General features: G+C 64.4%; 14 protein-coding genes. 1 reads left to right on the forward strand and 13 read right to left on the reverse strand.

Going from position 1 to position 18990, the window contains the following annotated elements:
* Nucleotides 1-67: 67 nt before the first annotated feature.
* From MHN80_RS04440 to MHN80_RS04485, 9 genes are all read right to left on the reverse strand, one after another.
* Nucleotides 68-1369: a UDP-glucose/GDP-mannose dehydrogenase family protein gene (locus MHN80_RS04440; RefSeq protein WP_239399813.1), complete on the reverse strand. Its 1302-nt coding sequence runs from the start codon at nucleotides 1367-1369 to the stop codon at nucleotides 68-70.
* A 16-nt stretch (nucleotides 1370-1385) separates the two neighbouring features.
* Nucleotides 1386-2894 carry a sugar transferase gene (locus MHN80_RS04445; protein ID WP_239399815.1) on the reverse strand — a complete coding sequence of 503 codons (1509 nt, stop codon included), beginning with the start codon at nucleotides 2892-2894 and terminating at the stop codon, nucleotides 1386-1388.
* A 352-nt stretch (nucleotides 2895-3246) separates the two neighbouring features.
* Entirely contained in the window at nucleotides 3247-4233 is a 987-nt protein-coding gene (locus MHN80_RS04450) for a GDP-L-fucose synthase family protein (RefSeq protein ID WP_374206308.1), read from the reverse strand.
* Entirely contained in the window at nucleotides 4230-5255 is a 1026-nt protein-coding gene (gene gmd, locus MHN80_RS04455) for a GDP-mannose 4,6-dehydratase (RefSeq protein WP_064571902.1), read from the reverse strand. The genes MHN80_RS04450 and gmd overlap by 4 nt, the downstream gene beginning before the upstream one ends.
* 1182 nt (nucleotides 5256-6437) lie before the next feature.
* Nucleotides 6438-8252, reverse strand: a complete 1815-nt coding sequence (locus MHN80_RS04465; protein ID WP_239399817.1) for a glycosyltransferase family 39 protein — start codon at nucleotides 8250-8252, stop codon at nucleotides 6438-6440.
* On the reverse strand, nucleotides 8249-10210 hold the full coding sequence (locus tag MHN80_RS04470; protein WP_239399819.1) for a hypothetical protein: 1962 nt from the start codon (nucleotides 10208-10210) through the stop codon (nucleotides 8249-8251). The genes MHN80_RS04465 and MHN80_RS04470 overlap by 4 nt, the downstream gene beginning before the upstream one ends.
* Entirely contained in the window at nucleotides 10203-11645 is a 1443-nt protein-coding gene (locus MHN80_RS04475; RefSeq protein ID WP_239399821.1) for a glycosyltransferase family 2 protein, read from the reverse strand. Before MHN80_RS04475 ends, MHN80_RS04470 begins: the two co-directional genes overlap by 8 nt.
* Nucleotides 11642-13189 carry a hypothetical protein gene (locus tag MHN80_RS04480; RefSeq protein WP_239399823.1) on the reverse strand — a complete coding sequence of 516 codons (1548 nt, stop codon included), beginning with the start codon at nucleotides 13187-13189 and terminating at the stop codon, nucleotides 11642-11644. The genes MHN80_RS04475 and MHN80_RS04480 overlap by 4 nt, the downstream gene beginning before the upstream one ends.
* Nucleotides 13190-13877: 688 nt before the next feature.
* Nucleotides 13878-14780, reverse strand: coding sequence for an alpha/beta fold hydrolase (locus MHN80_RS04485; RefSeq protein WP_004023405.1), 903 nt, complete (start codon nucleotides 14778-14780; stop codon nucleotides 13878-13880).
* Nucleotides 14781-14810: 30 nt separating this feature from the next.
* Between MHN80_RS04485 and MHN80_RS04490 the strand changes: the two genes are divergently transcribed.
* The gene (locus MHN80_RS04490; protein WP_004023404.1) at nucleotides 14811-15734 is read left to right on the forward strand and encodes an alpha/beta fold hydrolase; all 924 of its coding nucleotides are present in this window, start codon (nucleotides 14811-14813) and stop codon (nucleotides 15732-15734) included.
* A 414-nt stretch (nucleotides 15735-16148) separates the two neighbouring features.
* Here MHN80_RS04490 and MHN80_RS04495 read toward each other — a convergent pair whose 3' ends face one another.
* The 4 genes from MHN80_RS04495 to MHN80_RS04510 form a co-directional block, all read right to left on the reverse strand.
* On the reverse strand, nucleotides 16149-17054 hold the full coding sequence (locus MHN80_RS04495; RefSeq protein ID WP_239399825.1) for a copper resistance D family protein: 906 nt from the start codon (nucleotides 17052-17054) through the stop codon (nucleotides 16149-16151).
* A gap of 6 nt (nucleotides 17055-17060) precedes the next feature.
* A complete protein-coding gene (locus MHN80_RS04500; protein WP_239399827.1) occupies nucleotides 17061-17609 on the reverse strand; it encodes a copper resistance CopC family protein in 549 nt (182 codons plus the stop codon).
* Nucleotides 17602-18333, reverse strand: a complete 732-nt coding sequence (locus tag MHN80_RS04505) for a YcnI family protein (protein ID WP_239399829.1) — start codon at nucleotides 18331-18333, stop codon at nucleotides 17602-17604. The genes MHN80_RS04500 and MHN80_RS04505 overlap by 8 nt, the downstream gene beginning before the upstream one ends.
* Before the next feature lie 85 nt (nucleotides 18334-18418).
* Nucleotides 18419-18934: a YtxH domain-containing protein gene (locus tag MHN80_RS04510; protein WP_239399831.1), complete on the reverse strand. Its 516-nt coding sequence runs from the start codon at nucleotides 18932-18934 to the stop codon at nucleotides 18419-18421.
* Between the last annotated feature and the right edge of the window lie 56 nt (nucleotides 18935-18990).

The following is an 18990-nucleotide window of genomic DNA, read 5'->3' on the forward strand; positions in this document are numbered from 1 at the left end:
CTTCTCTGCCCGCGGCTCATTGGATCATCCCGTTCACTGTCTAGCTGGTTGACACTCGTAGGCGGAGTCACGCTCGGTACGCCCAGCCAGACTCTCTCCATCGTTGGGCGTCCAGACACATCCGTCCATCGATGATGTTGCGTCTACTAACGACACTACCGACAATTTCTGGATCGAGCTCAATGAACTCACGCCATTCAGTGAGGATCAGAACGGCATCTGCACCCGTACAGGCTTCGAGAGCCGTATGCTCATAGTTCAGAGTCGGAAAGAGCTTCTTTGAATTGTCGATAGCTTTAGGGTCGTAGACCGTCACCGACGCGCCCTGCAGTTGAATCTGACCCGCCACATTCAGCGCGGGCGAGTCCCGCACATCGTCTGACTCCGGCTTGAAGGCCGAGCCTAAAATGGCGATTCTTGATCCAAGCAGCGATCCGCCGCAGACAACTTTGGCGAGTTCGACCATGCGCGTTCGACGACGCATGTTGACATTATCAACCTCGCGCAAGAAGCTGAGCGCTTCGGCAGCTCCGAGCTCTCCCGCGCGCGCCATAAAGGCCCTGATATCTTTGGGAAGGCAGCCTCCGCCGAAACCGAGTCCAGCGTTCAGAAACTTGCGCCCAATTCGGGCGTCATACCCAATTGCATCCGCAATCGCCGCCACGTCGGCATCCGCTGCATCGCAAACCTCTGCGATCGCGTTGATGAACGAAATCTTCGTCGCCAAGAAGGCGTTTGCGGACGTCTTGACCAGCTCGGCGGTTGGCGGGTCAGTCACGATGCAAGGCGTTCCTCGTTCGAGGATGGACTCGTAGACTTCCCTACAGAGATCCTCCGCACGCCCTCCGCCGAATGCGCCGATGACAATCCTATCGGGGTCAAGAGTGTCCGCGATCGCGAATCCTTCTCGGAGAAACTCTGGGTTCCAAGCAACTTCTACATCGATGTCTTTGGCGAGTTCGTCCGCACGCTCGGACAATCTCTTGGCAGTGCCAACTGGGACGGTCGACTTACCGATAATGACGGAATCCCTGGTGAGCAACGGCACCAGCTCGTCTACCGCCGCGTTCACGTAGCTGAGGTCCGCGCTGTACTCTCCCCTCTTCTGCGGTGTGCCCACAGCGATAAAGAACAGGTCCGCGAAGTCCGCAGCTTCGCTGTAGGAACCCGACACGCGCAATCGTCCAGATTCGATGTGACGCTTCAACAAGTCGGGAAGCCCCGGCTCATAGAACGGCACCTCGCCGGACGCCAATTGATCGCGCTTCTCAGGAATCACTTCAATGCCGAGAACTTCGTGACCCAATTCAGCCATACACGCGGCGTGTGTGGCGCCGAGATACCCTAGACCAAGAACTACTAGCTTCATGCAACCTCGCCTAACATTAGTAAGCTCCATCCTTGGCAAATACAGCACGCACAGTCTTCCAAAGGATCAGGGCGTCTTGCATAATGGACCAATTTTCGACATAGGACAGATCTAGCCGCACCGACTCTTCCCACGACAAGTCTGAACGACCCGAGACCTGCCAGAGTCCTGTCATTCCCGGCTTAACGAGCATGCGTCGCGCAACGCGACCGTCGTACTGCTCAACTTCCTCCGGCAGGGGAGGACGTGGCCCAACCAAACTCATCGTTCCGCTCGCCACATTGAACAACTGTGGAAGCTCATCCAGGCTGTATCGACGAATGAAAGCACCGACCCTCGTTATTCGGGGGTCGTTCCTCATTTTGAAAAGGACCCCAGCCCCTTCATTCATTTCGCGGAGTTCGAGCTTCAGGACTTCGGCGTCGGGGACCATGGATCGGAACTTCCACATTGTGAAGGGGCTGTTGTTGATACCTACCCTGGTAGCCTTGTAGAACACTGGACCGGGAGAATCGACCCTGATCGCGATCGCAACGACGAGAAGCAGCGGGGCAATGGCAAGAAGAATCAGAGCCGATCCAATTCTGTCGACCGCAGCCTTACGAAATCTGTTGGCTCCTTCGTAGCGTGGCTTGTCGATATGCAGCAGCGGCAAGCCCGCTACGGGACGCACCATCATTCTCGGCCCTGCGACGTCGATGACACCCGGAGATACGACCATGTCTACATCGAGACCCTCGAGATCCCATGACAATGCCTGCATCGCCGCATGACCCAGAGCTTCAGCCGACGTCACTGCGACCGTCGTCGCTCCTGACTCCTCCACTGCCTTGGAGACGTCATCGAAGGTTCCAAACACAGGAATCTCCTCGCCCCGGACGCTGACGATCCGGCGCGCACCCTCGGTCGCCGGCATACAGATCCCCGAGACCCTAAACCCCAGTCCTGGCTGATGCCCCAGGCGCTCAATCAGCGGGATGGCGGACTTGGAGCTACCCACAACGAGTACGTACTCGATGTTCTTGGACTGACCTCGTTGATGCGTCAGGATCTGACGCCATACCCACCTCGAGAGAACCAGCCCCACAGTCCCAACTGGGAGCGCGAGTGCAATAAAGCCACGAGCGATGTTCAGGCGAAACAGGAGGTCGACCATTGCCAACAACCCAAACAACGAGAAGCACGCGGTCACCACTCTGCTGTACTCCTGCGACCCTGACCGGACGATACGCTTGTCTAGCGTTTGGCAAGCGCGCAATGCGATCAACCATCCCGCGATCAATGAGGCCGACACGAGCGCGGCGGGCGCATTGGCGGCGCCCGCCGACACCAACGCGTCGTCTGTGCCGAACCGCACCAACTGCGCTATCAAGACCGCGAGTGTAACTACTGCGGCGTCTGTCCAAGCGACCCTGCGCAAGTGTCCCTGAATCCAGGAACGGGATTGATCCGCGGTGCGAACGAAGCGAAGGCGTCGACCGCTACTACTGGTCGGGAGTGACTCGTATGCCCGGGTGTTAGCCATTCATTGCCTCCTGCCGCTTATTTTTCGCTTGGCGTTCACTATTAGGCAAATTGTTCCGAATTCTGAATAAAGGTTTCGTTCCGAGCCTATTCCACGGCGGCCGCAGCTACAACTCGAGCTCACGGTTCGCAATTCGCTAATCGAATGCTTGTGATCCGTAGGCAGATGGCGCCTCCGCCTCCTACACGATTAGTGAACATACCGCTCTCGTTTCGCTCAATTGAGCCTAGGTTTCCGGGACTCGCCTCGGCAAAAATGGGATGCTCGTTCAATTTCGACAGTCCGGCACACAAAGGCCTCGTGGCCGCGGCCCATACTCAACCTCCCAGCCGAGATTGACTCTAATCGCGTGTTAGCCGCTCAACCTCACCGAGCTCGCATTAGTGCGATACCACGCGACGGTATCCGCAATACCATCGACCAGATCGATAGAGGGTTTCCATCCCGAATCATTAAGCGTCGAGGTGTCGAGTACCTTGCGCGGGGTGCCGTCAGGCTTGTCCGCATCCCAACGAGTCTCGCCGGTGAAACCAACAGCGCGACTGACCATTTGCGCGATTTCAGAGATTGTGTGGTCAATTCCCGTACCGACGTTAACCTGCTGAGGTCCATCGAAATTCTCGAGCAAATGGAGGCACGCCGAAGCCATGTCGTCGACATGCATCAGTTCACGACGTGGTTCCCCACTACCCCAGTTGACCACGCAGCTATCTCGGCTCTGGTAAGCCGCCTCATAGCGGCGGATCAAGGCCGGAAGAACGTGGGATCCTGTTGGCGAGAAGTTGTCCCCCGGTCCGTAGAGATTGGTAGGCATTGCAGAAATCCACGGAAGCTCATACTGGCGCCGAACCGCTTGCACATTGAGAATTCCAGCGATCTTAGCGATTGCGTACGCATCGTTTGTAGGCTCGAGCGGCCCAGTTAGCAGAGAGTCCTCACGTATCGGTTGTTCGGCGAACTTGGGATAGATGCATGAAGACCCGAGGAACAAGACCCTCGGTACCCTTACACTCAGCGCCGCATCCAGCACATTGGTCTGGATTCGAAGATTCTCCGACAGGAAGTCGACGGGGTAGCTACTGTTCGCCAGAATTCCGCCGACCTTCGCCGCAGCCAAGATGACCACCTTTGGCTTCACAGCATCGAAGAACTGGAAGACGTCCTCGCGAGACGTAAGGTCAAGCTCGGCGCTCGACTTACCGACCAGGTTTGTGAAGCCATCGTGCTGGAGGCGCCGCCAGATCGCGGATCCCACCAACCCACGGTGACCTGCGACATAAGTGACGTCATCACGGTTGACAGCTGGAACGTGTCGCAGCTCCGGTGCACCCGTCATCATGACGCCCACGATTGCAACGCAGGAGTGTCGATCCACGGCTTGCCTTCGCACTCTAGTGCTGCGATGTCTGCGTCGACCATAATTCGCGCCAGATCCGGGGCCATCACGGCCGGCTTCCAACCTAAGAGGCGTTCAGCTTTCCCTGCATCGCCTACCAGTGCATCTACCTCAGTGGGGCGCAAGTACCGTTCGTCGAACTTGACATGATCCTCCCAGTTCAGCCCTGCGTGCTCGAACGCGGTGACTAGGAAGTCGCGGACGCTGTGGTTGCCGCCCGTCGCCAGAACGTAGTCGTCCGGCGAGTCCACCTGCAGCATCCTCCACATGCCTTCAACGTATTCGGGGGCGTAACCCCAGTCGCGAATCGCATCGAGGTTCCCCATGTACAGGTGCTGTTCAATCCCTGCTTTGATCCGAGCGGCAGCACGGGTGATCTTGCGAGTTACGAACGTCTCGCCTCGACGAGGGGACTCGTGATTGAACAGAATTCCATTGACCGCGAAAATTCCGTAAGCCTCGCGATAGTTGCGTGTCACCCAGTACGAGTAGACCTTGGCCGCTCCATATGGCGAGCGAGGGTAGAACAGCGTTTCTTCGTTCTGAGGCGGCGGCGAAGCACCGAACATCTCCGAGCTCGATGCCTGGTAAAACCGACAGTCAATCCCCGCGAGTCGCACGGCCTCAAGCAAACGGATCGACCCGATCCCTGTTGTATCTCCGGTGTGCTCGGGTTCGTCAAAGCTCACCCGCACGTGAGACTGCGCGGCAAGGTTGTAGACCTCATCAGGATCGATCGAGGACACCAACGTGACCAGTCTTGCTCCGTCGCTCAGATCGCCGTAGTGGAGGAATAACCTCGCACCCGGGTCATGGGGATCGACGTACAAATGGTCAATTCGCGCGGTATTGAAAGTCGACGAACGACGGATTAGTCCGTGTACTTCATAACCTTTCGAGAGGAGCAGTTCTGCAAGATACGACCCGTCCTGCCCGGTGATGCCCGTGATGAGCGCCTTCTTCATCCTTCTCCTGTCACTGCGTCCACCGTATTTTCTACGACGCCCCAATTCCATCCGGTCTGACCGGCGAAATGCATGGCCTGGACACAGCGACGTGTCGCCCTCCCTCGAACGTCGCCCCGTCCCCGACCTGGCGGAGCGATCAAGAATCAATCACAACGACTCGATGCGATCGATTACCCGAAGGCTATTGCACCGTCGCGGCACGCACAACTGGAAGGGCAACTGACAGGGTGCGATCTCAACGATATTCGCCTCTTGGCACCGTCAGTTGGCAGGCTGTTCGTTTCATCGATGCAGGCCGCCGAGGTTCGCCGACCGTGCGGACGAATGAGCGGTGGTTCGAATCATGTCCCAAATTTCGCGACTTCACCTCGATTTGACGAGGCCCGCGGTCCCCACCCAATCTGACCGGAAATGACTCGGACGGTTACGGGGGTGGGACTTCTTAGCTTGCAATAAATGTTGGATGAAGCATACCTAATCTTGCTGTCGCAAAATTCACTGTAACTACATGCAAATCGTCTGATACGGGAACTGGCCGTACGGCCACTCACTCGTTCTAGCTTGCAGATGTCAACGAACTACAGTTCGTAGGGGACCAAGCCTCAGTACGCAAAAGCTCGGCAGAGCCCAGGTCCGCTTGCTCAACGATCTAGCCGGGCGGTCGGAAGTTCGCGTAGTGCGTCGACGAACGATTTACGGAAGGACAATCTCTCTTGCCGCCTGCCAGTCTCATGGCCGCAGAGTTGGCACCTCTTCTTGCTGCCTCACTGCTTCATGCCTGCTCTGCCTTGAACTTGCTATTCGTTTCTGCAGCGTGGTGTATCGCTCGTCCGGGTTACCCGGTAGCAGCGGTACTGGTCGGGGCCTCCGTGGGTTGGCTGCTATTCAACCAACCCCTGGAGGGCCGCGTACTCGTCTCCGTCACCAGTGAGCATGGATTCACCGAGGCAGACGTTCTGTCGGTGCTGGGGTTTGCCATCGCCTTGGTTACCTGCGCCCGAGCCAGAGCACTCAGGCGCACAGGTTGATTACTGCCAATGTGGGACGTAGCGGATTCTGCAAGGCCGGGGCGCGACGGCGACGGTCACAGACCGCAGGCGATGTTCCGCCCACCAGTGGAAACCCGAGCGGGTCTAGGGCACAGGTCGCGAATCGTCAGTACACACCAACGGTCGCCGCTCACCTCGACCCTTTGATCCGATAGATACGGAACTGCGGTGTCCCGCTGGGACTGGTGACCGTCATCTCCAGGGTGGCGATCTCGGCACCGTCGTCCCAGAGCGTCGGGTAGCGCACGTTGATGGCGTCGAGCCGGCCGAGGCCGGTGGGCCGCGGGGTCAGGATGTATTGGACGCCCTGCGCTCGCGGTTCGTTGAGCTTGGCGAAGAAGTCGTAATCGCTGCGGACCACGTACTGCTCGGGTCGGTCGGAGAACAGCCAGATCCGGGAGATACCGAATGTGTCGACGAGCACTGAACCCGGCGGCAGGGCTTGATCGTCGAACCAGCCCGCGACGTTGCGTGACACGTCGCCGAACCAGTAGAACCAGAACTCCGACGACGGGTATCGGTCCGGCCAGAATGCCGACCGCAGGCCGTACTCCTCTTTGCCGAGCGACGGGGTCAGCATCGACGTCGCGGTTACCGGCAGCGATGTCACGAGGACGAGCGCCATGAGTGCGGTGAGCGAAGTCCTTTCGACACGCGACCTCCGCAAGCTCCGGTCGCTGCTCAAGGAGCGTGGGTTGGCGAGGGAGGACCCTTCGAGGCTCGTCGCTTGCGCTCCTCGCACCTCAGGGAGCATAGGGTTCGAGGAGCCGGGGCCGCGGGCGACGAGGATGGCGATGACCACCAGGGGTGTTGCCGCCACGTAGAAGCGGAACCAGCCGAAGGTCGACCCCAGGATCACCGCAGACATCTGGAACAGCAGGACCGAACCGAAGACCACCCCCACCACGGCGGCGTCGACGCGGTGCCGACGAACGGCGATCCAGCCGACGATCGGCAGGACCGCGAACAGCAGCGGTTGCATGCCCAGCAGATTGCCTGCGATGACCTCGGCCAGCGGACCGGCGCCGACATCCTCGGCGGAGATGATCCCCGCCGCCTCCACCTGAGCAGCGTTGCCGTACTGGGAGGAGAACTGGGAGAACGCATTGCCGTCGAGCAGCCATCCGAGCCCCGCCCACAGGACGAACGCGAACACCGTCGGCAACGCCACGATCGTCGCATCGTGCAGACCGAACGGTGCGCCGGCCCGCCATGCAGTGCGCCCCCTCACCCCTGCCGGGCGGTGCCGCCGAGTCGACATCACGAACACGCCGAGCGCCACACCCGCGGCCACCGGCAACGCCTCGTATCGGGTCAGGTAGGCCAACCCCAGCGCAACCCCGGCGACGACGAGATCGACGACGCGGAACCGATTCACCCACAGCAGGATTCGACGACAGGTCCACAGCAAGAAGAACAGGAACGGGGCCTCACTCATCCCCATTCCCGCATACAGGACGATCATCGGGTTGAGTGCGAACGTCGCAACCGCCACCCACCGGAGAACTCGGCCCACGCCGTAATCGAGTGCGATGCGTCGAACCTGCCATCCCGCACCGGCCATGAACAACGCACTCATGACCGCACCGGCGAACCCGACGCGACGCAACTCCGGCCACAGGTTCAGAGGCCAGTGCGCCGACAGTTCGACCAGTGGGATCTCGACCAGACTGGGCAGCGGATTCCACACGAAGCCGATCGCACCCAGGTGTGGGTCGCGGCTCCAGATCGTGAAACCGGCGTTGCCGACGCGACTGCTCGCATCCGGGTTGATGTACCCGACGATCAGGTACAGATAGACGCCGACCGCGAGGTACGCGAACGCCAGCCCGGTGAACAGGGAGATCCCCCACCACTGAACCCGGGTGAGCCGACGACGGCCCGAGGCGACAGCCCCCGGACCGGTCGTCGTCTCCGCGGCACGCTCACGGACCTCGACTGTCACGGGGTGTCGAAGCCGGCGTCGTCGGACGGATCGTCGGATCGCTTGCGATAGACGGTGATCCCGACCGCGACGAGGACCGCGACTGCCACCACCGCGATGCTGATCCCCAGCCACATCAGCCAGCTGGTGCCGACCTGATCGACCTGTGCCCGCGGGCCGTCGGCCCGGATCGTCATCAGCTCGGCCTGACCCGCTCGCCCGGCGACCACCACGTCCCCTCGAAGATTCGCCAGATCGCCCTGCTGCTCATCGAGGTAGGTGAACAGCGGCTCGACGAGATCCCACGAGCCCGATGTGCTCACGAGTACGACCGTTCGTGAGTTCTGCGCGAACGCCTGGATGGTCCCCAGCCCCTCGGGGATCGCCAGCCGGACCTGCGCCGGCAGATCGACGAGGGTGGACGAATCCTCGGAGTTGATCGGCGGATTCAGCGGACGCGCGTTCGCTGCCGACGCCACCACGAGCGCGCCGGTGTTGCTGGCGATCGCCTGCTCGAGCGGGACGAGCACCGGTGCCAACGGGGTCACCGAACTCCGCTGCACCGACGCGATCAGCTCGGCAGCTGCGTCGAGCTGGGCGGGGTTCGTGTCGTCCAGCGCGACCTGAACAGTCGGTTGCCAGCCGAGCGGGACCGACGAGAACCCGCCCATCCGAACCGGTGTCGTGCTCGACGACGCCGTCGACGACGGGTCGATCTGGAAGCTCAGCGGCACACTCCGCGGCGAGCACGCACCTGGTCCCGGTTCGTAGGAGATCCGGAACTCCAGCGGTTCGTTGGCCGCGACCTGGGCAGCCGGAATGGTGAATTCGGTGTCGAGGCTTCCCGACGCGTTCAGGGCGCTCGTGTGCAGGATCTCCCCGCCACTGACCGCCAGCACGTTCGCCCGCTCGTCCTCTCGGACCGGGGTGTAGCGCGCGAGCAGGTGCACGTTCACCAGACCCGGACGTCCGAGCGAGAGCATCGTCGGGTCGAAACCCGGTACCAGCGTGGTGATTCCGAGCACCTCGGTGGACAATCGATCCGAGAACTCGCCGAAGGTCACCGAATCCGACCCCTGTACCGGACGCTCAGACACCGATTCGACGGCGGCCGAACCGGTCTGAGCCAGATCGGTGAGCCCGTCGCGGAACAACGCCACCTGGTCCGGCAGCGAGTCGGCGTTGCCGCCGATCACCAGAGCAGCCGACGGTTGTCCGGCACGTTCCAGACGAACACCTCCCGGACCATCCTCCTCGCCGATGACGACGGTTCGCTCCAGGGGGCCGCCCGGGGTCGGCACGCGCGTCCCGGCCGACTCGACGACATCGATCGACACCCGTTGCGGACGATAGTGATCCGTGATCGCGGCAACCGTACCCAGAGTGGCCTGCGCGACCGCTGCACTCGGGTCCTGGGGCGTGACGATCGTGACGTCACCGACCACGGTGCCGAAGAACTCCTGAATGGTGCGGGGCGACGACGCAACACCGGCATAGGCGACGTTCAGGCCGGTCAGAGACACGTCCGGGATGGGTCCACACACGGAGTCGTCGTCGCCGTTGCGCAGTGTCAGACGCAGATCCGCACGGCCGTTGTCACCGACGGGCACCGCAGAGAGCGGGACCGAGAACGGTGTGCTCAGCTGCCGCGGACCGAATCGCGGGACGACGACGGTGCCGACGATCGTGCCATCGGAGCGGGAGACCTGGATGAAGGCATCGGACACATTGGTCGCCGACGCCACCACTCCCGACAGCCTGGTCGGTGACATCCCCTCGGGCACCGGGATGCTCACACCGACCGGGACGTCGGCGCTGTCGAACGACACCGAGTTGCCCATCCCGAGTTGTCGCCAGTCGAGCGTCGTGGGGCCGTCCCCCGGGGCGGCGACGGCAGGTGCCACCGCAACCCCTCCGACGATCAGGGCCGTCACGACGGCGCACAAGATGCGGCGGAGGACACGGGTCTTGCTAGGCATCTTCAGGACCTTTCGGCGGTGCGGGCACACCGGGCATGGCAGAGAGCCCGTGCACGGTCTTTTCCCAGTAGGAGGGTTTGTAGATGAGTTGGGCCATACTCTTGATCGCCGCCATGGACTGCAGGAACCAGTAGCCGGGGACGAGGAGAGCTGCGCCGAGCAGGAACGGCTTGCCCTGGGTGCGCGCGGAGACGACGCCCAGCATGATGGTGGCCAGGTTGCCGACGGTGAACATGAGCAGGCACAGGTAGTAGATGGGCCCTGGGAACAACGAGTGCATGAAGTCGGGCTTGCCCGCGAACCACACCAGCAGCAGCGCCCAGAACAACAGGTTGAGGGTGTTGGCGATCGGCATTCCCGCGGTCAAATTCGAGATGCGCAGCGCGGGAACGAGTCCGATCTCCCGCACCATGTCGAGTGGCCGGCGGGTGTGGACCAGGAACGTCTGCAGATAGCCCTTGTACCAGCGCGACCGCTGGCGGACCCAGTTCACCACGTCGGCATTGGCCTCTTCACCGGTCAGCGAATCCAGGACCACGGTTCGATACCCGTAGCGCGCTAGACGGATTCCGAGATCGGCGTCCTCGGTGACGTTGTAGGCGTCCCACCCGCCGACCTCACGCAGCACGTGGGTGCGGATGTGATTCGACGTCCCGCCGAGCGGGATGACGCACTTCGACGCACTCAGCGCCGGCAGCATGTAGGAGAACCACTGGTCGTATTCGATCGCGAACCAACGGGTCAGCAGGTTCTCACGCTCGTTGTAATAGCCGAGACGCGCCTGCACCGAGGCGACGTCCGGCTGGGAGGCGGCGAACACCGCAGCCGCCTTACGCAATTGGAGCGGGTCCGGAATGTCCTCGGCGTCGTAGATCGTGACGATGTCGCTGCGCTCCGACGGCAGACTCATGGCGACGTTGCACGCCTTGGGTTTGGTCCGCGGTTCGCTCGGCGGCACCAGGACCGTGGTGATCCCGTCGAGATCGGCATCTTCGACCGCGGCGCGCGTCTCGTGATCGTCGCTCTCCAGGACCAGAAGGATGTCGAGTTTGTCTGCGGGATAGTCGATCCTGCCGACTCCGGCGACCAGGTTCGTGACGATCTCGGGCTCGCCGTACACCGGCAGCAGGACCGTGTAGACCGGCAGATCGTCGTCGGGGATCACCCGGGCGTCCTCGTCAGACACCCGTAGGACGCCCCGACCGGACATTCCGCGGGTGATGAGCACGAACTTGTCGATGCTCGACGCCAGGAAGTACACCGCGCAGACACTGAGAACGACCGCGAGCGACACCCGCCACGTCAGCGCGAACGCGACCGCGATCGCCACCGCAACGACCACCAGGCCGAGGCGCTGCCCACGACTCAGCGGATGGCGCGCCGACAGCGCCGTCACATGGGCAGCAGTCGAACCGGTACGCCCGGACGCGCTCACCGCGACGGTCGTTCGACTGCGTCGATCATCGACCAGGCGAGGTCGGTCAGCGCGAGGTCCAGGTCGGGGTTGCCGACGACCTGATCTCGGGCATCGGTGCCACCGCGCACGAGCCAGCTGAGGGGTTCGACGACGGTGGTGGTGTAGCTCGGTGGCCGCGGTTCCGCGACCTCCGACCCACTCGCCTGGTCACGGTTCGCCATGAGGTAGAGGGCGTAGTAGCGCTCGCCGGCCGGCGTGGGAACTCGCCACCCCCAGAACCGACCGGTCCACAGGGCCTCATCCGAGGTGCGTACCGACTCGAGAGTGTTGGCGATACTGCCGATCTGGGTGTGTCGCCCACCCGACGAGGCCGGCGTCGCGTCGATCGTCGCCGGAGGCACCGTCTCGTACCACAGCCCACGACGGTAACTGGAGAAGCGCCCCAGATCGGTGGTGGAGTAGACGTCCAGATACGCGGTGGACAGCGGCCTGTCCGCGGGGCCGGTCTGCCCCGTCGTGACCCGGTACCGGCGCACGTCGCCACCGGAACCCATGACCCGCGGACCCCAGTCGAACACCTCTGGTTCGGTGATGCCGATGCCGAGCGTCCGCATCTGTTCGAGCCACTCCGCACCGATCGGCGGTGACGCCACGGGCTTCGGCGAATCTGGCGCGAGCGGCATCATCGCGAGGATCGCCAATGCCACCAACCAGGCCGACGCGAGCGTGGCGACGGACTGCTTGGGCAACCCGGCGTGCGCCGAACCGGCTCTGCCGAAACGGAATCGCACGGCGATCGCGGTCGCGGTGACCACCGCTGTGGGAACCGTGTAGGCCAGGATCGGTGTGTGCTGGACAACCAGCACACACATGGCTCCGACAACCCCCGACACCACGGCGGTCACAATGGCGACGCGCGGATGACGACGCAGGGACATGAACGTCACGACGAGGGCAACCGCCACGGACAACAGGCCGAACGCGACGGTCGAACCGCCGAGAAGCTGCCCCAAGAGCAGGTAGTTCGGCGGGAAGCACGTCAGCAGGAACAGCCAGACGAGGTAATCGCGAACAACCCGCCGGATGCCGAAGACCACGATCGACGCCGCGAACACCCAGATGAGCAACGGGATCAGATCGGCGTGCCAGAACGCCGCCACAGCAGGCACCCGGGGGATGACGAGCGCCGCGGTGAGGCCGAGCGCGCCGCCCACGACGACGACCAGGATCCGGTCGAACTCGCCGTCCCCGATCTCGCGGCCGCGCGACGACACATCGAGCCCGAACGCGATCATCAGACACCACAGCGGCACGAACAGCAGATACGCCGTCGGCGACCCCTGGCGCAGCGCATCGAACTCGGCGGCGATCGCCGGGGCGAACGCCAGCATGCCCGCACCCATCGTCGACGCGTAGCGAACGCCCATCGACATCTCGCGAGGTGCGGTCAGGGTCTCCCGCCATGGACGCCGGCCGGTGTCGTGCGCGGTCGGCGGAGCCGTGCCGGTGTCGGCGTCCGCATACGGCGGTGACGCAGGCGCGACAGAATCAAGAACAGTCATGAGCCCTCCCCAGGACAGCGCCTGAGCATCGAGCGTCGGCGCCAGCCGCGACTCGCCGCCACCCCCGTGGCCCCCCTGGCGTCCGAATCGCGAACTACAAGCAGAGTAACGCTAAAAAGAAAGTTGTTGGAGCACGTCGCTCCAGTGTTCGTCTGATCAAGGGAACGATCCGCGGCCCACGATCGGCCAGCTGCAGAAACGTCTTGAGGATTGGATCATACTTTGCAGCAGTACATTTGATCTGTCATCGCGAGCGCGATCGGATCTCGCCCAGGTCCATTACCGCGCACCGAATCACTTGACTTATGTCACACATTTGCAGCGGACATCGGGAGATAGATACTGGGTCGGTCGTCCTAGTGTGATTACGAAAACTATTCCGGCACAACTATTCACAATTGCCTCCTGTCGATCAGCAACGGTCGCTTGACGATCGTTAACGAGCTCGATTTGAGGACGGTCACTAACAACCAAAAGTTGATGAAAGGCAATGGTGGTGGGATCGTTCACCGCGTGATGTCCACGGTCGACCAACGCGCCGGGGCACAATCGCTCCATGACTCACTGGGCTCACCGAGCCGGAACAGACCCCCGAGTCTTTGCCGTCGGCCGACTCAGCGCAGCTCTTCGCGCCGATTCCTGAGCGAAACTCTCGGCCTGATCGACGGCCGACTTCGCCCCTGGGTCGTCAGCCGACCGGAGCCTCTGTGACTGCAGTGTTCGATGCCTCGGACACCGCGTCTACCGCCTCGGTGAACGGCGGGATGAAGAACCGGGCCCCGAGCACACAGCACGCGTGCCCGCCGTCGACCTCGAACCGCCGTGCGCCGGGGATGCCATCGACCAGCAACTGCTGACGTTCGGGCTCGACGACCCGGTCGCGGGTGGAGACGACCACGGCCGTCGGGACGTCGACCTCGTGCAGCCAACCTCGGGAATCGAACTCCCCCAGCCCGTTTCCGAAATCGCCGAGATGCGCAAGCGGCGTCGAGAAGAACTGCCGGAGCGCCCAGACGGTGGTGTGGGCTGCCTTGTCGAGGCTCTTGTCGGATACCCGCGGCAGGACCCGGTACACCGGGCGCAGGATGCGTCCCATGCGTTCCGACGATGCGCGATGCCGGGGATCGTGGGTACTGAAGTACGGGCCGGTCGAACACAGCACGAGGCCGGCCACCCGCTCGGGGTGTCGCCGCCACACCAGCTGAGCGATGCCCCCGCCCATCGAGAACCCGGCGACCGTGAACCGGTCGATGCCCAAGACATCGGCGAGCGCGACGACGTCGTCGGCGCAGTCACGCAAGTCGAACGTCTCGGATTCGATCCCGCGACCGTGCCAGCGCGCGTCCAGGGTGATGACGCGGTAGCGGTCGTTGATCGCCGGGATCGTCGGATACCAGCAGAGCAACCCGGTGGTCAGCACCGAGTGCAGGAGGAAGACCGCCGGAGCGTCGCGCGGGCCCGAGTCGGTGACGAAGGCGCGTCCGCGCCCGGGGAGCTCGACCATCCGGCCTTCGGGGATGTCCCGGGCCGGGTAAGGGGTGAACACGTGTCGGATGGCGCGCGCGGTGCCGTGCACGAACTCGGGGATCACGCACTCAACGGTACGTGAGATGCTGATCACATGATCGACATCGCCCGTCCGAAAATCGAGGGGTCGATCGCCGTTGCGGACGGCGGTCGTCGGATCGGATTCGCCGAGTACGGATCGGCCACCGGACGGGCCATCGTCTGGCTGCACGGGACACCCGGTGCGCGGCGTCAGATCCCCGTCGAGGCGCGCGCGTATGCATTGGAACGCAAGGTCCGGCTCATCGGCCTGGATCGGCCGGGCGTGGGGTCGTCGACCCCCCATCGATACGACAACGTCGCCGACTTCGCGCCCGACCTCGCCGAGGTCCTCGAGGCCCTGGGCATCGACGACTTCGCGATCATCGGACTCTCCGGCGGCGGACCCTACGCACTCGGGGTCGCGCACGCCATGCCCGACCGGGTGACGGCGGCCGGGATCCTCGGCGGCGTCGCGCCGACGGTCGGGCCCGACCGGATCGAGGGCGGCGCCATGCGACTCGGCACACTGCTGGCGCCACTCGTCAGCGTCGCCGGTGCCCCGATCGGCCAGGTACTCAGCGTCGCTCTCGGTTTCGCCCGGCCGATCGCCGAACCCGCGATCACCATCTACGGTCGGCTGTCCCCGCAGGCGGATCGAGAACTGTTGGCACGCCCGGAGTTCCGGGCCATGTTCCTCGACGACCTGCTCCACGGCGGCAGCCGCCGGATGGCCGCACCGTTCGCCGACGTCGTGGTGTTCGCACGGGACTGGGGCTTCCGCGTCGGCGACGTCACCGTGCCGGTGCGCTGGTGGCACGGCGACGACGACCACATCATCCCGTACGCCCATGGGGAACACATGGTGTCGCTGCTGCCCGACGCGAAGCTGTTCGAGATGCCCGGCGAAAGTCACCTCAGCACTTTGCACATGGCGACCGACATCATCGACGAACTCCTCGCACTGTGGGACCAGTCGCGGCCGCCGCTGGGCGAGTGAGTTTTCCCCTGGTCGAGTAGGGGCGACCGACGTCGTGCGCGAACCAGTGGCTTCGACGAGAGAAAAAGGTCACCTGCTCAACCCCCCCCCTGCTGGTCGAGCAGCGCCGACCGCGCGAAGCGAGGACGGCGCGCCCGTCGAGACCACTCCAGTGGTCGCCCAGTGGCTTCGACACGGCGCCTCGCTGCGCTCGGAGCCGGCTCAACCAGCAGAAAAAGTCACCTGCGCAACCCCCTGCTGGTCGAGCAGCGCCGACCGCGCGAAGCGCGGACGCCGCGCCCGTCGAGACCACTCCCCTGTGGTCGCCCAGTGGCTTCGACACGGCGCCTCGCTACGCTCGGAGCCGGCTCAACCAGCAGAAAAAGTCACCTGCTCAACCAGCAGAAAAAGTCACCTGCGCAACCAGCGGAATGGTCAGGCGGGGATCGGCGCCGTGGCCGACAGCCCGGCGGCGAGACCCAGCGCCACGGCCATGATCGCCAGTTCGACGACCGCGGCACGGACGGAAGCCGTCTCTGTGCTGCGGTGCCGCTGCACGGCCGGTAGCCAGCGTCGCCGGTGCCACGCGGCGAGGGCCACGAGAATCACGAGCACCACGGCCTTCGCGAGCAGGATGCGGCCGTAGCCGCTGCTCGCGAGGTTGGCCGGGCCGTCGATCTCGACCAGTCCGGAGATCAGGCCGGTCACCGTGAGCACTCCGACCGCCCACGGTGCGCGGCCGGAGAAGACCGGCAGGCTGCGCGCCCAACCGGACCGGCCGCGCACCGAGATCAGCATCGCCGCGAGCAGACCGCACCACCAGGCCGCGGCCAGCGCGTGTGCACCGATGAGGAACGGACCCCACGAGTCGTTGCCGGCGTGCCCGGCGATCGAGGTGGCGAGCACCCCGATCGCCGCGAGCGCGCCGACCACGAGGACGGGGATCTCGACCCCGGTCAGCAGATCCAGGACCACCCACACCAGAACCAGCAGCCCGGCGACCAGCGCCACCATCTCTGGCGCGCCCGAGAACAGGACGTCACCGAAGTCGCCTGCCTTGACGTCGAGCACCTCGATGCCAGCCCGCTCGGCTGTCCGGAGCCAGGCGCCGACCAGCGTTGCCAGAACCCAGACCCCGGCCAGCAGGCCGATCACTCTGGTCGAGGGCTCGGCGTCGACCGTCGGCAGGGCGCCCAGTCCGAGCAATACCACTGACACACCCAGTGCGAGGGTCGTGGGCACGGCGACCAGGTCCGGACCGTCGGGACGGGCGAGCACGAAGCTCACCATCAGACCGCCGGCGAGGGTCACCACCAGGATGAACCCGTTGCGGACGGTCATCTGATGTCAGCTCCGTGTCGACGGTCGCCGGCTCACCCAGAACACGACGCCGAGTCCGACGATCAACACGACCGCGGCACCGGCGATGAACCACCACACGGGGATTCCCTCGTCCGACGACGCGTCGACGGCCTCGATCGCCGGGCCCGGCTCGCCGTTGCCGGCGACCGCGAGCTCGAAGGTGCGCTGTCCGCTGATGACGTGCCCATCGGCCGAGGTCACCCGGTAGTTGACGACGTACTCACCGGCCGGGCCGAGTTCGCGCACCCCGACACGCAGGTTGGGGCCATCGACCGTCGGGTCGCCGTTCTGCCAGTAGTGGTCGTCGGGCCCGACGACGTTGAGCACCGCATACGACGACTGGATCGGCTCGTTGAAGGTCAGCGTCACCGCCTGCGGACCGGTCTGAAGTGTCGCCCCCTCGGCGGGGTCGGAGGAGACCAGCCGCGAGTGCGCCGACGCCGGGGCTGCCGCCCACGATCCGACGAGCCCGAGACACAGCAGCGTCGCGAGGACCAGGACGACGCGTCGAACCGGCGCGCGACGGTCAGGCATCGCCGCCGCCACGGCCGTTTCGTCGCAGGGCTGTCAGCGCCGCGACGCCGATGACCGCGCCGAGAGTGCCGACCACCAGGCCGATGCCGCCGAGCCACCGGGCGGCGGAGTCCTCAGACGATGCCGACGACTCGGACGAGTCCGATGCCTGCGAGCTGTCGGTCGCCGGGGCGGAGTGCGAGCCGCCGTGATGGCCCTCGCCGGTGTCGGGCGCCAGCGTCAGGGTCGGGGCGGGTTTCTCCGGCTCGGAGCCGTCGGCGGGCGTCGGCTGGTTCCAGTCGGCCGTCTCACCGTCGGCATAGGTCTGCAACGCCGGCAGTTCGACGGTCTCCTGCTCGGGGAACGGACCGCCGGAGAAGCGGAACTGACCGAACTGGCCCACCGGCACGCCGGGCGAACCCGGGTCGGCGGTCCAGGTGATCTCGGTGACCTTGTCGTCCTTCTTGGTGACGACGGACTTCCAGCCGGGCATCACCTCGGGACGGGCCGAGGTCAGGCCGGGGAGCGTCACCCGCAGCGCGGTCGTCGCCGCGGCGTCGGACTCGTTGGGGACGACGAAGGTGACGACGCCGTACCCGCCCTGGGTGACCGTCGGGGCGTTGGCGGTGACGTGGGCCGACGCGGCACCCGCACCCGTGAAGGAGGCGAGACCGACGACGGCAGCGGCGGTTGCGGGCGCGATGAGGCGGCGGGCGATCGTGGCCCGCGGAGAACTGGATTTCATCAGGAGCGTCTTTCGATGTTTGTCTGGATCGGGCGCGTGGACGCACGCATCGACCCCAGATCTGGGCGATCGGGGGTCAGGCGCGTCAGAACGTGCCGGGCGGTCCGCGAACACCGGTGCCGCACAGCGCAGGTGCGGACAGAACACACGGTTGCGTCCAGAAGACCGGTGCAGTCGGACGCGCCGCGAGGGCGACCGGCGGCATCAGGGATCGGATCACCGTGCCGATCGACGACAGCAGATGCGCGCCAACGACGATCAGGACCGCACTGAGCGGGATCGCCACCAGGTGGGTGAGCAGCATCGGCAGCGTCGAGGTGCCGTGGGCGGCATGTCCCGCGTCGAGCGCGAGAGCCCAGTGACTGGCCGCCTGCGCGACGGAGAGCACCAGCGTGGTCGACGCCGCAGCGGTCACCAGTCGTCCTCGGCGCGGTGCGAGCAGCATCGCCGCGATCGCACCGATCGCAGCGCTCAGCAGGATGCCCGACGAACTCGGGATCGCTCCGCTCGCCGCACCGTGCGCGGCGACCGCGACCGCGGGAACCACACCGGCCGCGGCGGCGCGCGAGAACGCGTCGGGCGGTCGGACGGTGTGGGGCATGGGGCTCATCCTAGATCGGTGGACTGGGCCATCTCCGACCACGGTGTCGCCGGGCG

Source organism: Gordonia sp. McavH-238-E (genome assembly GCF_022348225.1).
Taxonomy (GTDB): Bacteria; Actinomycetota; Actinomycetes; order Mycobacteriales; family Mycobacteriaceae; genus Gordonia; species Gordonia terrae.

Coding starts and splice junctions, on each gene's coding strand:
- MHN80_RS04445 (WP_239399815.1), bottom strand. CDS start 2,894: ATGGCTAACACCCGGGCATACGAGTCACTCCCGACCAGTAGTAGCGGT.
- MHN80_RS04470 (WP_239399819.1), bottom strand. CDS start 10,210: ATGCCTAGCAAGACCCGTGTCCTCCGCCGCATCTTGTGCGCCGTCGTG.
- MHN80_RS04480 (WP_239399823.1), bottom strand. CDS start 13,189: ATGACTGTTCTTGATTCTGTCGCGCCTGCGTCACCGCCGTATGCGGAC.
- MHN80_RS04495 (WP_239399825.1), bottom strand. CDS start 17,054: ATGACCGTCCGCAACGGGTTCATCCTGGTGGTGACCCTCGCCGGCGGT.
- MHN80_RS04450 (WP_374206308.1), bottom strand. CDS start 4,233: ATGATGACGGGTGCACCGGAGCTGCGACACGTTCCAGCTGTCAACCGT.
- MHN80_RS04440 (WP_239399813.1), bottom strand. CDS start 1,369: ATGAAGCTAGTAGTTCTTGGTCTAGGGTATCTCGGCGCCACACACGCC.
- MHN80_RS04510 (WP_239399831.1), bottom strand. CDS start 18,934: ATGCCCCACACCGTCCGACCGCCCGACGCGTTCTCGCGCGCCGCCGCG.
- MHN80_RS04500 (WP_239399827.1), bottom strand. CDS start 17,609: ATGCCTGACCGTCGCGCGCCGGTTCGACGCGTCGTCCTGGTCCTCGCG.
- MHN80_RS04490 (WP_004023404.1), top strand. CDS start 14,811: ATGATCGACATCGCCCGTCCGAAAATCGAGGGGTCGATCGCCGTTGCG.
- MHN80_RS04505 (WP_239399829.1), bottom strand. CDS start 18,333: ATGAAATCCAGTTCTCCGCGGGCCACGATCGCCCGCCGCCTCATCGCG.
- gmd (WP_064571902.1), bottom strand. CDS start 5,255: ATGAAGAAGGCGCTCATCACGGGCATCACCGGGCAGGACGGGTCGTAT.